Below are 16345 nucleotides of genomic sequence, written 5' to 3'. Positions count from 1 at the left end.
TCCTTAATCAATCGAAATTTGAATAGTGTGATCAACATCACCGACAGCAAAGCGTAATTTGTCAAAACTTGGCGGCCCCATTAAACGAGGATTATTACTAAAACCATATGGCTCATTAGGAATACCAATCATATTACGATTGAGCTTTTGATTATTATCTAAATCTTGGTAAGCCAAAATGGCGTAATCACCGGCGCTTAAATCGCTAAATGTTACTGTAGTCTGTAACTTAGTCACGGCCCCTTTATATGCTAGCGTGGCTTTATTTGACTCCATAGCAGAGACTGAGTCATAAAGCACCACATATATATCACCTTCAAGCTGTGTGATCCCCGCAATATCGACCGTTAATTCGGCAGCTTGTGCAGCTAAGCTACTGATTGCAAATGCACTGGTAAAAACTAATTTTTTAAACATAACAAGCTCTTTCTAATGTGGCTTAACACCTATTGCTAAGCTGATGTAGCTACTGTAGAAAAGTCCCACATATAATACAGGTGCCAAAAGTCATGTTTTTTGAAATTAGTTTGTTTATGTCTTAGTATTAAGCAAATTTATTAACATCGCGTTTAAAAACCCGCATACTGTTTTATTGATTTAAATTAATGAGTCATTGCTGTTTTATTGCTATTTAAAGACAAGCTAACGTAAACTAAAGCACTTTGTTTTTTTGCTGGAAGCGAAATGCAGTCGCCCTCTTTATTGACACTAAAAAAACCTATTAACTGGCAACTAACATTAGCGGGCTTACTAGGCTGCGCCACAGTTATGGCGCTTACTTTAGTAACTAGTCAAGCCACATCGCTATTAAGCAGTTTTCTCGCTTATATGCTGTATATACTAAGCTTTTTAGTGATTACACTGACAAATGGTGTAAACCAAAATCCTCGCAGTTTAAGCTGTTTTATATTTTTACAAATACTGGCAACTTTAATATTAGGCTGGATATTACACACCCCATTAATTTATATTTTATTGGTGATTATAGCAGGGCAACTGCCTTTCATTTTTAGCTCGAGATACGCTTTAGTCCCGATGGTTGCTGCTCATAGCTCACTTGTGCTGGTGCTCTTTTTTAGTAAAGAAAATGCTATTTCTCTGTGGCATGAATTAACACTAAGTAGTGTCTACTTGGCTTTTGAGATTTTTTCGTTTGCCGCCAGTAAAGTTGCCGTCAAAGAAGCTGCAACAAATAAAGCATTAACACTGATGAATGCACACCTTGCTTCTACACGAAGTTTACTAACCGATAGTATTCGTCATGGTGAGCGCCTTGAGATTAGTCGTGACCTGCATGATATTTGTGGCCATCAACTTACCGCATTAATTTTAAATTTAGAGTTTGCCGCACAGCAAACAGCCAACTCAAAAGATGACTCTTCTCATGCGACATTGATCCAATCACGCGACTTAGCAAAAGCATTACTGAGTGAGATCCGCAACATGGTTCGCAGTATTCGTACCGACGGTGATATTGATATAAAAACAGCACTCAATGAAATTGCAGATCGGTTACCTGGTTACAATTTTGCTGTTAACATCGACAATGCGCTGCAGATCCATTCCCATAAGCAAGCCGAATGTATATTAAGAGTGTGTCAAGAAGCAATTACCAATGCGATTAAGCATAGCCAATTTAAACACATTGAAGTGCGACTATCACAGACCAACAAAATGTTAGCCTTAGATATTATTAATCAGCAATCCCAACAAAGTGATTTGAATTTCGGCTGTGGTTTAAACTCAATCAAAGAGCGGGTAAGTGAATATCAAGGCTGTATGGAAATCAAGCAAACGCCAGAGCGTTTTTGCTTACATGTCACCCTCCCCCTTAAGGACACATTATGATCAGACTAGCCATTGTCGACGACCAAGCACTGATCCGCGAGGGGATCGCCAATTTACTCTCTTTAGCGGACGAATTTACCGTCTGTTGGCAACTCGACTCAGGCATCAAAGTATGCGAGCAGCTATCCTCTGATCCCATTGATGTACTATTAATGGATATTAGGATGCCTGGCGTCAATGGTATCGAAGCACTAACCCAACTTCGCAAACAGCATTTTGATTGCAAGGTAATTATCTTAACAACTTTTGATGATCCGCAGTTATTTGTCGATGCAATGCAAGCAGGAGCTAATGGATTCTTACTCAAAGATGTCGACACCGAAAAGCTTCATCATGCAGTCCATCGTGTGTACAACGGACAAACCTTAGCAGAGCCAGTGTTATTAAATCAGCTAAATGCAGCACAGCTGTCGACCTTTGGGGATAATGAAATTGAACCGCTGAGTGAACGCGAAACTGATATTTTAAAACTGATCGCAGCTGGACTATCTAATAAAGAAATAGCTCAAGCCATTTTTTTAGCTGAAGGAACCGTTAAGAATCATGTATCAAGCTTACTGGCAAAGCTCAATACCCGCGATAGAACCCGCGCAGTACTTAAAGCATTGAGCGCGAAAATTATATGAATTATCTTACACAAGCTTTTTAAGTACATGTTTATTTTACAGTATTACCAATAAACAAACGATATAACTTATATTTCTACTTTAGATATAACATCTACAAACTCAGCCATTCAATCAAAATACTAAATCTGCGCTCAGGTTACTTTAGCTTCCTAGCCTTTGTTATTACCCAAAGGCTAGGAAGCTACTAATGGTTAAACGGCCTGTTGATGGATTACTAGATAGTCCTAAATCAGGATTAATATTACCAGAATGCAAGGCATTACTTGGATATACAATAAGCCTATTCGGTTTCGCCTCTAGTGAGGCTATTTGCTCAAACAATGTTGTATCACTGGAAATATAACTAGGACGTTCGTGGAGCCTTTGAGCAATGGCTTGCTGTTTGATCATTGCACGATACGGTGCGAGTCGCTGCTGTGTTATACGTTCAAAGCCAGATGCTTTATGCCGATACAAGGACGTTCCACCATATGCTTTTGCACATAAAAAATGCACAGCAGCAAGCTGGTTAACACTAGGAGTATCAAAGTGAGGCAACATTTGAATGGGCCTTAATTTTGTTACCGGTGTTGTGGCAATTGAAAACGCAGAAAAAACCACTTTCATGTCATTGCTATCGATAAAATTGAACGACGACTTTAAGATAGGGAGTAACTCTTTAAGTTGCTCACTATAGTTAGCCGGTGATGGTTTGCGAACCCCTGGGTATAAATCTCCGTTAGATGCAGTAAATGCCGAGCTATGATTAACGTTTTCACAAGCACAGGCGATGAGTTCATTATAGTTTAAACTTAAATCATCAATCACTAAAACAGGTATGCGCTCATTACCAACAACTAAGCGTGTAACTTTCATTGCCGGGTTTAAAAAAGTAGCACTAGTCATGTACACTAACTAACTGCTGATTTTTACGTTCAATAAGTGGATACAGTTGACCCAATGAATTGATCATCGTGTAGATTGGTTTAAGCTGTTGTGCTTTATGTAAACGCCCTATTTGTTCAGGATCTAGTGCCGCTACTTTCTCTTCACTTACCGTATATAGACCGTTTAAACGTGAACTTTGCTTATTGCAAAAGGTAACGTCAAGGGAAAGAGGCTGCACTAAATTAAGTGCTAACAATGTGTCGATCAGTGCTTTATTTTCTATTTCGCCTTGCAATAAATACCCTAAGCATTGTTTCATTTTAACAAAATAATCACTATCTTCACCGCTGTCAGTAAATAATACCTGGATGTCATTGACGTTATTTTGCGCTGAGTCGCGAACTATCGATGGGCTGTCTAAGTTTATACAAACCGCATAATCTCCCGCTACTTCAGTTTGTATATCACCGACAAAAAATGGCTGCCTTTGTAACTGTAATGGTATGTAAACTCCTTGCCATTGACCGTCTTTCGAAAATAAATTTTCATGTTGCTCAAAACCTAATAATACCGTTAAGGTAAATTCGCCTGTTTCACCACTCTTAGCAAGTACGATCGGATGTTGCACAGATACTTGGCTAAATTCAGCAACCACAACGGGAAGCATATTTTGCGTGGCACTGTGTTCTTGAGTTTTCGCGGTATCAATTTTTAAATGTTTGTGAGCACTGTAATTAATTGCAACTAAATTAGTCATATTGTTCTCTTTATTCTTTATATTTCACAGCACAATTAAATTGCACTAAGCCCATGCAGCTTAATTTTATCAAGTAACTCTCTGTTACTAGGTAATGTTGAAACTGCTTGCTGAATCATATGTTTATTTTTAGCAAATTGACTCTGTGCAAATGTTTTATCATTTAATAAGTGAGGTGAGTTGCTGTAATCACTTTTAAAGCCCATTCCATACAAGACATACTGATAGCTTGCAGCAGGAAACACTTCATTATTACTCGCAAAATCATAATCAGCAGGAGCGCGATATTGCCAAAGTTGCATTAAATCTTGCAAGCTTTGTGGGATCGTTTGTGGATCGCGATTATCTATCCAAAACGCATTATCGGTGCGCTTACTCAAAATATAGTGCAGCTTTAAAAAGTCGATTATTTTCCCCCAGCGGTAGAGAAATGTATCGTTAAAGCGTTTCGCTGTAATGTCCATTACCTCGCGAGTCGGTGGCAATTGCTCGCTAATCATTTGCGCTGACATCTCAACTAACACAAGAGCAGACGCTTCAAGTGGCTCTAAAAAGCCAGCAGACAATCCAACAGCAACACAATTATTTTGCCAAAAGTGACTGCGATGGCCACTTTCTATCGGAATTTTTCTGATTGTCAGTGAATCAATCTTATCGCCTATATAGTCGGCAAGTCTTGCCCTTGCTTGCGATTCAGTACTGTGTTTGCTCGAATACACATAACCAACACCACGGCGATGTTGTAAACCTATGTCCCAGATCCAACCTGCTTCTTGCGCCGTCGAGATGGTATGTGAAGCGATTGGGCTACTGTCATTTTCATAGGGTACCTGTACTGCTAAAGCCGTATCTATGAATAAAACATCACGATAGGATTTGAACGGCACTTGATAATGACCTCCGAGCAATAACGATGAAAAACCACTGCAATCAACAAATAAATCGCCACTTATATTTCCGGCCTGCTTTGTTGTTAAACTACCTATATCACCATTTTCGATGCTGTTAACTTTAGTAACATCAGCTAAAATATGGGTTACACCTAAATTTTCGATGCAGTGTTTTTGTAAAAACACTGCAAATTTAGCTGAATCTAGATGATAAGCGTAATTGGCGACAGCGCCATATTCAGGCGTTCTGATCGTCTTTGGCGCAAGACCTTGCTCGCAAAGTGCTTCTTGAAAACATACCGCATTAGAAAACGATGATGATTGCTCGCCATCGTTTAACCAATATCCTGCCATATCTGTTTTAGTGAATCCTTGCGGTAAAACCAATGGGTGATAATAATAATCATCTTCGCCACCATCCACCCATTGTGCAAACTTAGCACCTTGTTTAAAACTAGCGTCACACTCACGGATAAAGTCGGTTTCACTAATACCCAAAGCGATTAAAGTGCTGCGCATTGTTGGCCAAGTACCTTCACCAACGCCAATAATTGGTACGTTTGGCGATTCGACTAACGTGACCTTGACGCCAACGTCCGTATTACTCTTATGCTCTGCAGCCAATCGCCCCGCAGTTAACCAACCCGCAATACCACCACCCACGACAATCACTGTGTTTATGCTTTTTTCTTGTTGTTTCATTTTAATACTCGCGTGGATTACAATTAAAAGTGACTTTTAATCAATACATAAAAGTCACTTTATTTACCCGATTAATACCTAGAAATTACCGCGAATACCGAACATGAAACGTCGACCGCTGTCTTCAATTTGTAGCATTTGATTAGCAAAACGACCTCGTTTGTGAACATACTCTTGAGTTAGATTAATGCCTTCAATAAAGACTGTGACGTGTTCTGTTAAATCATAACTAATGTTCGCATCAAGCTGTGCATAGTCTTCTACAATAGTTACACCATCACCATTAAGTTGACTTAACGATTGCACAAAGCTGTCTCGCCAGTTGTAAGCTAAGCGAGCTTGAAAAGAATCATTTTCATAAAAACCTACCACATTATATGAATCACTTAAGCCTGTAAGAGCAAACACTTGAGTAATATCTGCAGCATCTAACTCTTTGTTACTATCTACAATAGTGGCATTAACCATAAAACCAAAGCCACTGTCGAAAGTATGCTGTAGAGCAACCTCCCACCCATCAACAATTGCTGATTCACTGTTATTTGGTATGGTATTGGTAAACACCGCCGTGGTGTCTGCTGGATCTGGACTATCAACATCATTACCTGTGGAAGGATCAGTAAGTAGACCGCCACCGGGCAGTTCAAAGGTTAAGTCTTCAGTGGTATTGATAATAAAATTAGCAACATTTTTTCTAAAATAACCTGCCGATACATAACTTGCATTGCCGTAGTACCATTCAAGAGATAGATCTAAGTTATCAGAAGTAAAAGGAGCTAACGCTGGATTACCAGAGCTGGATGTTAAATTGCCACCTTGCCGCGTTGTTTCTATCACTGTTACCGGTGACATACTATCGAGCGTCGGCCGAGTGATTGTTTGTGATACCGCAGCACGGGCAATTAAGTCATCATTGATTTCGAGCTTAAGACTAAAATTAGGTAAAATGGCTTCATAGTCAGAATTAGCTGAAATAGATTGAACATTGCCATAATTAGCTAACATTTCTGTTTTATCTAAAATTGACAATGAGTTAACTGGTTCATCGCTTCCGTTCACTTCAACATCAGTCGTTTCATACCTAAACCCAGCTGAGGCAAACAAGGGCATACCCGCAAGCTCTGATTCAAAATCAAATTCGCTATACAAAGCAATTGTGTCTTCTGTTATTTCAAATGACTTATTACGCTTTACTGCATCAAAGCTAATTGGCTGCCCATTTGCAGCGGCATATTGCTCAAGATAAGCAAAGTTTGCTTCACCATCATGTGCAAGCCAAGATGTTGGCATACGACCACTGCCACTGACGTTATCTAAAAAGTCATCGCCGGCATCAAATACAAACTGTGCGAGTCCGTCCATACTAGGCATATCTGGGTAACCACAGAAAGTACAATGTATACCTACACCTTCATTATCCCAACGTTCAAGACTTTTAGTTTCGGATGAATACATTGCGCCAAATTTTACGGCTACAAGACCCGTATAACCATCGTTGTACCATGTACTATCCCAACGAAATTGATCAACGGTATCTTCGACCGCCCAGCCACGACGCAACATAACATGAGCTCGGCTATTTGCCGGATCTAAATGATTTGAGACCCCATCAGGGCTAATTGCCGGGTTATATGCGCTGCCATCTAGCTCCTGTTGACCACTGTAAATACTGTCATCAGCCGATGCAAACTCACTCGCATAAGGTAAGATCCCTTGATCAACTTGAAAGCGCACACGGTTTGCATAACCAATCAAAGATAACTGATCACCTCGGCCATTATTTGCTTCACGCTCAGCCTTTGAATGGCTTAAATCAAAATTCATTTTTAAATTATCGTTTACGTGCCATTGTAAATTAAGCCCAAGCGCACTGGAGTTTGTTAAACGATCGAATTTTTTAGCGTGCATATCCGTTGCAAGCCCGACTTCTTGATAAAGATCAATCACCGTGCCATTTTCGTCAACAGTTGGTCCATCAGCATTACCAAACCCTTCTAAATTGGGTGCAGTAAACCAGTGTCCATAAGACGTTGTATCGGCTTCAACATCAAAATCAGAATACAGTGCATCGCCAGTAATCACTACATCATCAGACGGGGCATATTGAATAACTAAATTAGCATTGGTGCGAGTGCGCGTCTCTGTGGTTACTTTATGATCATAATTACGGGGAGAAAAAATATTGCCAGTATAAGCTTGTCCGCTTTGTGTTTGCGGCTTAGGCACGCCAACATTTTCTAACCAGCCATCTACTTGTGCTTGATTTAACCGGGTTCTACGTTCTTGACGTGAAACAGCGAATAACAAACCTAGGGTATCGTCATTAAATGTATTACTAATTAATCCTGATACCTCTGGCGTTGTTTCTTCACTATTGTCGTCATAAATACCTTTTATGCTGCCGGCTACTTTAAAGCCATTAATAGCAAATGGACGAGCGGTATTTACATTGATTGTTGAGCCTATACCGCCTGACTGCTTTGTTGCGGTTGATGTTTTAAATACATCTAAACTCTTTACCAGCTCCGACGCGATAGTATCAAAACTAAATGCTCGGCTTTGGTTTTCAGATGCCATTTGGCGGCCATTGACTAACACGGTATTAAATTGCGGGCCGAATCCCCGTACCGTGATTAATTGCCCTTCCCCGCCGGAACGGTCAATCGAAACACCGGTGATACGTTGCAATGACTCAGCTAAGTTAGTATCTGGGAATTTACCAATATCTTCTGCTGAAATAGAATCGACGACTCCACCCGCTTCACGTTTAGCATCCATTGCGCGTCCAAGTGATCCTCTTATTCCTCTTACTTCAATTATTTCAGGTCCTTGTTCTGCGGTATCGGCTACTGCAGGTAGTGTAACGCTACTAAGCACTGCGAGTACGGCACTCGCCACCCCGTTTTTTTTATAATTAGTCATGTTGTCATTTCTCTCGAAGCGTGGATCTATCGAAATAGATATTTGCCCATCTTCGCTGACATGTGATTGCAAGCCTGTCCCTGCAAGTAAACTATTTAATGCAGTTATTATTGAATACTCACCAGTAATATTATTAGTCTGCAACTGTTGGATTTTATCCAACGGAAACAACAAGGTAATATCAGCTTGCTCTGCAAAATTAATCAGCGATAGATCAGCCCTTTGTCTTGGAATATCAAACATAATCTTGCCATTTTTGGTATTTGCTTGAGCCTCTGTATTAAACAAAGTAAAAACCAAAACCAGTACACAAAAATGAAGCTGAGATGTTTGATATTTCATGTGCATGGTTTTTCGCCATACACAAAACAAAGACGAGTGAGTTTTTATTTTCCCCCATAAATATTTTCGATTATTTACAAATAATATATATTTTTGACTAGTCATACTGAAAATTGCTAAGCCTTTTTGTTTTTATTATTACTAAAATACAACGGCGAAATATTCAATTTTGAATAATGTTTCGCTTGCAAAGTAATTGCTGTTTTTATCCGCTAAACCCATTTCTAAAATTGCTGCATATCGTCAATTAGAACAAGTAATTAAAAAGTTTAAATCGTATTTAAAGTATCTATTTGGGTGTAAATATCTAAGTACTTAGTGATGTAAATTAAGATAATTTGTACGCTGTTTTTTTAACAACCAAAGAAGCACCATACGATGCTAAGTAGCTTAGCGCCTAGACCCGAACTCTTGATTGCTAAAAACTGTAGTACAATTAACACTGTAATTACAAGCTTTAAGCAAAACGAGAAATGGACCGGTAAAGGGCAATGGGTAACGTTATATTAAAAAAATGCGATTAAATGGTTTTTGCCTAGTGGATTTTTTTATCTCAATCGTCTTACTAAGTATTGGCATAAAAATAATAACAGCAGAGCTAAATCCGATGAGAAAACGTTAATGACGAAAGACACACTACTTCACAAGGCTTATTTAGTCTCAAGAAAAAGCATTTCGCGAGTTGTGGCTAAAATTGTGCCACCTCATGAAATTGAAGATATTGTGCAAGAAACGTATGTGCGTATATGCAAAATTGAAAACAGCGACAATATTAACTCTCCCAAGTCATTTATCTATAAAACTGCGCGTAATTTAGCATTAGATTATCAAAAACAGGCCAATATACGCTTGGTCGACGGTATTGATAATATGGAAGCGCTTGAGCAACTTCTGTGTGAACAATACAAAGATGAGATGTATGAGAGCACACTTACCGATAATGAATTTTCGAATTTTTGTGAAGCAGTAAGATTGCTTCCGATACAGTGTCGAAAAGTATTTGTATTAAAAAAAGTGTATGGCTATTCGCAGCGTGAAATAGCTGCACAATTGGAGCTTAGTGAAAGTACCGTGGAAAAGCATATTGCAACAGGCATGAAAAGATGTACGCTGTTTATGCGTCAATCAAATAAAAGCACCTATAATGAGCCAGCCCCTTCAGCAAACCTCAGTGCAGGAGGCAAATATGAGTAACATTCATCAGATCCATCAATCTTCCCAAGATAGTAATCAAGTTGAAGATGAACGCTTAGATCAAGCGAGTGAGTGGCTAGCCAAACTTGACCGAAACCTTAGCAGCGATGAAAAAGAAGCACTTAAAGCTTGGCTTGGAGATTCTTACAAAAATGTTGAGGTTCTGCTAGAAGTTGCACAATTGTGGGATAAAATGAGTGAGTTAAGTCGTTTATCAGACTTATTTCCACAAGCATCAAAACAACAACAAAAACTCCCTGTGTGGTTAGGCGCAATAGCAGCATCCATTTTATTGGCTGTTGCGCTTAGCTTTTTTCAAGAAACATTTAATTTTTCGCTGTTTAACCAAGCGAATAAATCTGCGGTAGTAGCAAAACAATTAAACTTTCAAACTGCGATTGGAGAAAGTAAAGATATTATTTTGCCTGACCAAAGTAAAATAACACTCAATACAAATAGTTTTGTCCATATTAAATACACTCCATCAGCCCGAGTAATCAATCTTCTTCGTGGTGAGATCCATATTGATGTCGCACATGATACCTCACGGCCTTTGAGTGTCGTCACTGGTAATAAAATAATCCAAGCCGTTGGAACTGCGTTTAATGTAGAGGTAAACAATAAACAAATAGAACTTATTGTTACCGATGGAAAAGTATTAGTTGCTCAGCAGTATACAACCGCTGTACCTAACCTCTCAAATAATGGCACTTCTAGAGTTGCAAAAGATGTATCGCTGCATTCCACGCCGGTATCAAAGGGTGAGAAACTCAATTTAGACTTTAAGGGTGAAATTACCAAAAAAGTTGAAAAAATTGACGCGATTGATGTGGCAGCAAACTTATCTTGGCGTCAAGGGAGTATCATTTTCAGAGGCGAATCACTTAGCGACGCAATGACCGAAATTAGCCGCTATACCAATATTAACTTTGAGCTTGCTGATGACGAACGTTTGAAGCAAGTACACGTTGCAGGCATGTTCAAAACTGGCGACGTTAAAGGTCTACTCGAAGTGCTTAATAATAACTTTAATATTAGTTATGAAAGAGTCAGCCCCGATAAAATCATGTTAAAATATGCGTCGCCTCACACTACTATATAATTCGTTACAACAATAACCAGGTATATCACCATGACAACACCTTTATCGTCGGGCAAGATTAATAGCCCGAATCACTCTTTATCAACAAACACCCATTCTCTACTTTACGTTATATTTATATCTGGCGTTGCAGCAATTGGTGGCTTTTTATTTGGCTTTGACTCCGGGGTTATCAACGGAACTGTGTCGGCGCTTGGCAAAACATTTAACTCAAGCAGCGTCGCAACAGGGTTTAATGTTGCGTCGGTTTTACTGGGTTGTGCTCTTGGTGCGCTGATTGCGGGCCCGCTTGCTGATAAATTTGGCCGCCGCTCAATTATGATCATCACTGCAGTAATATTTGCCATTAGCGCGTTTGGTTCAGGCATTGCAGACAGCTCCGCTGAATTTATTTTTTATCGTCTATTTGGTGGTCTCGGTATTGGCGCTGCATCTGTATTGGCACCCGCTTACATTGCTGAAGTCGCACCTGCGGCTTTGCGTGGACGATTAGCAACACTGCAACAATTAGCGATTGTACTTGGCTTATTTGCTGCTTTTTTAAGTAATTACCTGATCGCTTCGGCGGCAAACGGCGCTGAAGGTATTTTTATTCTTGAGCTGGCGGCTTGGCGCTGGATGTTTTGGGCAGAACTTGTACCTGCAGGATTATTTCTGTTGGGAGTATTATTTATACCAGAGTCGCCGCGTTATTTAGTTGCCCAAGGCCAATTAGAAAAAGCCAAAGCTGTATTTAAAAAAATATCTAATGATGATGCCCAATCACAAATAAACGATGTTAAGCAGTCACTTCATGGCGATAAAAAACCAAGTATTCGTGACTTATTTATTGACGGTAAAAAGAAAATACACCCAATTGTATGGGTTGGTATCGCTTTGTCTGTTTTTCAGCAATTTGTAGGCATTAATGTGGTCTTTTATTACGGCTCTGAGCTTTGGCAAGCAGCGGGTTTTGATGAATCACAATCTTTATTCATCAATGTATTAGCGGGTACTACCAATATTTTATCTACTTTTATAGCAATTGCGCTTATCGATAAAGTAGGCAGAAAACCATTATTACTAGTAGGTAGTATTGGTATGTTTATTAGTTTAAGTGCATTAACTTATACCTTTGGTAGCGCAGGCCTCGATGCGGCAGGTAAACTTGCATTAACTGACAGTATGGGCACGTTTGCACTTATCATGGCTAATCTCTTTGTGGTATTTTTTGGCTTAAGCTGGGGACCTGTTGTATGGGTACTATTAGGCGAAATGTTCAATAATCGTATTCGAGGGGCTGCTTTAGCTGTTGCAGCAAGTGCGCAATGGCTTGCCAACTTTACAATTACCATGACCTTCCCGATTATGCTCGGTAGTATTGGTTTAGCTGGTGCCTATGGGTTTTATGCTATTTCGGCCTTTATTAGCGTATTTTTTATTGTTAAATATATAAAAGAAACACGTGGTATCAAGCTAGAAGCCATGTAAAAGTTGTTTAAAATGGCGAATGTATTTATTTCGCCATTTTTTTCAACTAAGACTCTACTTTAAGTAATTCAACTTCAAATATAAGTAAAGAGGCTGGAGGAATACTGCCAACACGTTTTTCACCGTAAGCTAATTGGTGAGGGATATAAAAGGTGTATTTATCGCCTTCACTCATCAGTTGCAAGCCTTCAGTCCAGCCTTTTATTACCTGATTTAAACCAAAACTGATTGGGCTATTACGCTCAACAGAACTGTCAAATACACTGCCATCTAGCAAAGTACCGTGATAATGCACATTCACCATGCTAGTTGGGCTTGGTCTTGCCTCACTACCACTGCTGCTAACAACTTTATATTGCAGACCAGATGCGGTCTCAATAACCCCTTCAACCTTGCTGTTTGCCACTAAAAAGTCGGCTTCGATTTGCGCATTAGCGACCGCTTGTTGCTTTACTTTTTTGCTATTTTGAAAAATCAAAAAGCATAAAATGGCGATGATAATCGCCAAAATAATGTTGATCATGATTATTCTTTCTCGTGTTCTTTTTCGTCGTTATCGCCATTAACGATATCTGCAATTTCACTTAAACGGGCTAAGGCAATGCCGTTAACTGAGTTTTCAGGATATTGCCCGTCGCTCAACTCGCCTGCTGCAATATCCATCAGTAAATTAAGCGCTTGGTCAACCGTTTCAACTGCATAAATATGAAACTTGCCAAGCTCTACTGCATTGAGGATCTCGTCATCAAGCACTAAGTTTACTTGATTTGATTTAGGAATTATTACTCCTTGCGCAGACGTTAAACCACGCATTTTGCAAAGCTTAAAAAACCCTTCAATTTTTTCGTTTACACCGCCAATGGCTTGCACGTCACCGTGCTGGTTAATTGAACCAGTCAGTGCAATTGACTGGCTAATAGGTAAGCTAGTAATTGCAGAAATAAGCGCACACAACTCAGCTAATGACGCACTGTCGCCATCAATGTAGCCATAACTTTGTTCAATGGCGATATTAGCACTGAGCGTTAAACTAAATTGCTGCGCATATTTATTACCTAAATAGCCAGTCAGTAGCATGACACCTTTGGAGTGAATGGCTTTACCCAGCTCAGCTTCGCGCTCAACGTCAATTACCCCATCCGCACCAGCGTAAACCGTGGCGGTGATCCGTGCCGGAGTACCAAAAGAAGTATCGCCAATGTGTAATACTGTTAAACCGTTTACTTTACCTACAGCATGACCGTCGGTGGCAATTAAGGTATGCCCTTCTTTGATATCGCTGAGCATATTTTCGCTAATTTGCCCAGTACGATATTGCTTGCCTTCAATCGCTTCATCAATATGATGGGCATCAATTAAAGTTAAGTTATCTTGCTTGGTATAAAAGCTGGCTTCTGCCACTAGCTCTAACACATCAGCAAAACGAGCTGAAAGCTTATTGTGATGTTCTGCTTGGCGGTAGCTAAATTTCAGTAATCGTGCCATCGCTGACTCAGTTAGACTACACTTTAGCGTCTGCTCACAGTACTCAATCACTTTAGTGATAAATTGATACTGTAATTTATCACTGCTTGGCAGGTAATAATCAAAATCGGCTAACACTCTAAACAGCTCAGCAAACTCTTCGTCATATTCACCGATGGTGTAATACAACTCACGCGAGCCGAGTAAAATAATTTTTACATCAAGCGGGATCAACTGTGGACGCAAGGTAAAGCTACTGCCAACAGCACTATCTTGATACGGTAAATCATTTTTGATTTGATGAGTTTTTAATGACAGCTTTAAACCATCCCACACTTGTGGATTAGCCATCACTTTTTCAGCGTCCATAATCAAATAACCACCGTTAGCGCGATGCAGTGCCCCCGGCTGAATCGATCGATAACTGGTGATCAATGAGCCTTGTGAAGTAGCATATTCAATTTTGCCAAAAATATTACCAAAGGTAGGATTTGGCTCATACACCACAGGGGCAGCATCACCTTCTTTAAATTCAACTAAAATATTAGGTGCAAAAAAGTCGGTAAGCATCCCTTTACGGTCAAAATCTTCTTTGTTTTCGTCGCTAACATCTTCATCATCGAGCCACTCAAGTACCGCATCAATAATTTCCACGCGGATGTCTTTTAGATAGCGTAATACTCCAATGTGCGCAGCATATTTATGTTCAAGATCTTTTAGTAATGGCTTAGTAGCCAGCTCTGCGGTGGATTTTTTTAAATTACGGAGTTTTTCAGATGATTCACGTTTCCAACGAGGCAACTCAATCAGTGCCTCAATGAGTGCATCTTCGAGTTTTTCAATTACTTCATAAAATTGTTCACGCAATTCATCATCAAGCTCAGCAAATTCAGCATCGCTTAGTTGTTTGCCATCAATCAGCGGGGCAAATCCAACCACACTTTTTTCTTCAATTAAGGCAACACTTTGCTCAAGCGCGGCAATTTCCACAGCAGTAATTGCGCTATCGTAAGCGTCGTTAAATTCACGGTCGATTTTTTTCTTTTTACGCTGGTACGCTGGGTTATCAAACGCTGCAGGAAAGGTGTCGAGTACTTCATCAATAAATGAGTCAATATCATCAGCTAACTGTTTACTTTGACCTGCTTGTAAAAACATTGCGATAGGCTCGCGGTGGTCGTCATAATTATTAACGTATAACCACTCATTTGGTGTTGGCCGGCCTTTGCTGTGTGCTTGAAGTTTATCTTTGACTAAGGTAAACCGACCATGCGCGGCCTCCCCCATTACATACACATTGTAACCAGGTAATTCCATCCCTAACGAGAAATCAAGCGCACTTTGCGCCCGCTGTTGACCGATGAAAGTCAAGGTTTCAGGATATGGATTGTTCATGCACGTTTGTACATGATTAAGTGAAATTGTCGGCGCAAGGGCCGACACAGATAAAGGCAGCAGTTTCTTCGTCATTCTAACTTCTTTTTATACCAACATATTCGTTGATTTTGTAAGGTGGCATCAGTGCACTAAAAGGCACTGTTCACTAACTATTTAAGGTTGTAGTGCCTTGCGGCTAAAGTAGATACCATCACATTGCGAACACGCTGTAATTTGCGTAGCGTGGTAAATATCATAACTATATTGGCAATTCTTACATACTAATGTGCCCATGGCTATCCATTCGCCTTGGTGATATACCCCATTGTGCTTAAAATCTTGATTTAATGCTTGCCACTCAAGTTGAGTTTTGTCTTCGATATGTGAAAGTTCAAACCACAAAGACTCTTTAAGCTCTTGCCATGCAAGGGAACCATAGTGTTGATCGTGCTCTTGGATGTGTTCAATATCGCGCTTTAAATATTCACTGTATAAAGTTAATTTTTCTTGTCCTAAATCTTTTAGCGCTTGTTCAGATTCAATAAACTTATCCATCGCATCTTTTAGCTCATGATCTTTTACGTCTTTTAACCATGTGCTCAAATCTGTTAACCACGTCTTATAATCAGCCATTGTTTACTCCTTCAGAACTGTGTTTAGCGAACCTATACCTTACACAAGTATAGGTTAACCTGCCCTGAAAACTAATTTCATATAAAATCCACTGATTTGACGCTGTGATTAGTGCTTTTTTTGGGGTATCCTAACGGCAATTTTTTAT

At 39.7% G+C, this 16345-nt stretch carries 13 protein-coding genes; 5 read left to right on the top strand and 8 right to left on the bottom strand.

Going from position 1 to position 16345, the window contains the following annotated elements; genetic code table 11:
- Positions 1–3: 3 nt before the first annotated feature.
- Positions 4–417: a DUF2141 domain-containing protein gene (locus tag H5162_RS05995; protein ID WP_145240580.1), complete on the bottom strand. Its 414-nt coding sequence runs from the start codon at positions 415–417 to the stop codon at positions 4–6.
- Between the two features lie 267 nt (positions 418–684).
- Here H5162_RS05995 and H5162_RS05990 point away from each other — a divergent pair, with 267 nt between their 5' ends.
- On the top strand, positions 685–1848 hold the full coding sequence (locus tag H5162_RS05990) for a sensor histidine kinase (RefSeq protein ID WP_182777950.1): 1164 nt from the start codon (positions 685–687) through the stop codon (positions 1846–1848).
- Complete coding sequence (locus H5162_RS05985; RefSeq protein ID WP_145240576.1) at positions 1845–2474, top strand: response regulator transcription factor; 630 nt, start codon at positions 1845–1847, stop codon at positions 2472–2474. Before H5162_RS05990 ends, H5162_RS05985 begins: the two co-directional genes overlap by 4 nt.
- A 165-nt stretch (positions 2475–2639) precedes the next feature.
- Here the strand turns inward: H5162_RS05985 and H5162_RS05980 are convergent, their stop codons facing one another.
- The 4 genes from H5162_RS05980 to H5162_RS05965 all read right to left on the bottom strand — a co-directional run bounded on the left by H5162_RS05980 (position 2640) and on the right by H5162_RS05965 (position 9062).
- Positions 2640–3362, bottom strand: a complete 723-nt coding sequence (locus tag H5162_RS05980) for a DUF6445 family protein (protein ID WP_246175493.1) — start codon at positions 3360–3362, stop codon at positions 2640–2642.
- Complete coding sequence (locus H5162_RS05975) at positions 3355–4101, bottom strand: SapC family protein (protein ID WP_182777948.1); 747 nt, start codon at positions 4099–4101, stop codon at positions 3355–3357. Before H5162_RS05975 ends, H5162_RS05980 begins: the two co-directional genes overlap by 8 nt.
- Before the next feature lie 35 nt (positions 4102–4136).
- A complete protein-coding gene (locus tag H5162_RS05970; protein ID WP_145240572.1) occupies positions 4137–5693 on the bottom strand; it encodes a tryptophan halogenase family protein in 1557 nt (518 codons plus the stop codon).
- 78 nt (positions 5694–5771) lie between these two features.
- Positions 5772–9062 (bottom strand): TonB-dependent receptor, encoded by a 3291-nt coding sequence (locus H5162_RS05965; protein ID WP_182758048.1) that lies wholly within the window; start codon positions 9060–9062, stop codon positions 5772–5774.
- A gap of 516 nt (positions 9063–9578) precedes the next feature.
- Here H5162_RS05965 and H5162_RS05960 point away from each other — a divergent pair.
- Genes H5162_RS05960 through H5162_RS05950 form a run of 3 tightly spaced genes read left to right on the top strand, consistent with a single transcriptional unit; the run spans position 9579 to position 12723 of the window.
- Entirely contained in the window at positions 9579–10151 is a 573-nt protein-coding gene (locus tag H5162_RS05960; RefSeq protein WP_145240567.1) for an RNA polymerase sigma factor, read from the top strand.
- The gene (locus tag H5162_RS05955; RefSeq protein WP_145240565.1) at positions 10144–11253 is read left to right on the top strand and encodes a FecR family protein; all 1110 of its coding nucleotides are present in this window, start codon (positions 10144–10146) and stop codon (positions 11251–11253) included. Before H5162_RS05960 ends, H5162_RS05955 begins: the two co-directional genes overlap by 8 nt.
- Positions 11254–11283: 30 nt before the next feature.
- The gene (locus H5162_RS05950; protein ID WP_220493069.1) at positions 11284–12723 is read left to right on the top strand and encodes a sugar porter family MFS transporter; all 1440 of its coding nucleotides are present in this window, start codon (positions 11284–11286) and stop codon (positions 12721–12723) included.
- A 46-nt stretch (positions 12724–12769) separates the two neighbouring features.
- On the opposite strand, the gene H5162_RS05945 is transcribed toward H5162_RS05950, so the two are convergent.
- The 3 genes from H5162_RS05945 to H5162_RS05935 form a co-directional block, all read right to left on the bottom strand.
- Positions 12770–13246, bottom strand: a complete 477-nt coding sequence (locus tag H5162_RS05945; RefSeq protein WP_149980730.1) for an FKBP-type peptidyl-prolyl cis-trans isomerase — start codon at positions 13244–13246, stop codon at positions 12770–12772.
- Positions 13247–13248: 2 nt separating this feature from the next.
- Positions 13249–15657, bottom strand: a complete 2409-nt coding sequence (locus tag H5162_RS05940) for a Lon protease family protein (protein WP_145240561.1) — start codon at positions 15655–15657, stop codon at positions 13249–13251.
- Positions 15658–15738: 81 nt separating this feature from the next.
- Positions 15739–16197: a zinc ribbon-containing protein gene (locus tag H5162_RS05935; protein WP_145240558.1), complete on the bottom strand. Its 459-nt coding sequence runs from the start codon at positions 16195–16197 to the stop codon at positions 15739–15741.
- Positions 16198–16345: the final 148 nt, after the last annotated feature.

It is taken from the genome of Pseudoalteromonas sp. SR41-8, assembly GCF_014163915.1.
In the GTDB taxonomy this organism is placed as follows: Bacteria; Pseudomonadota; Gammaproteobacteria; order Enterobacterales; family Alteromonadaceae; genus Pseudoalteromonas; species Pseudoalteromonas rhizosphaerae.
Note: the sequence above shows the minus strand (reverse complement) of the source record. Positions and strands in the feature narration are given on the sequence as shown.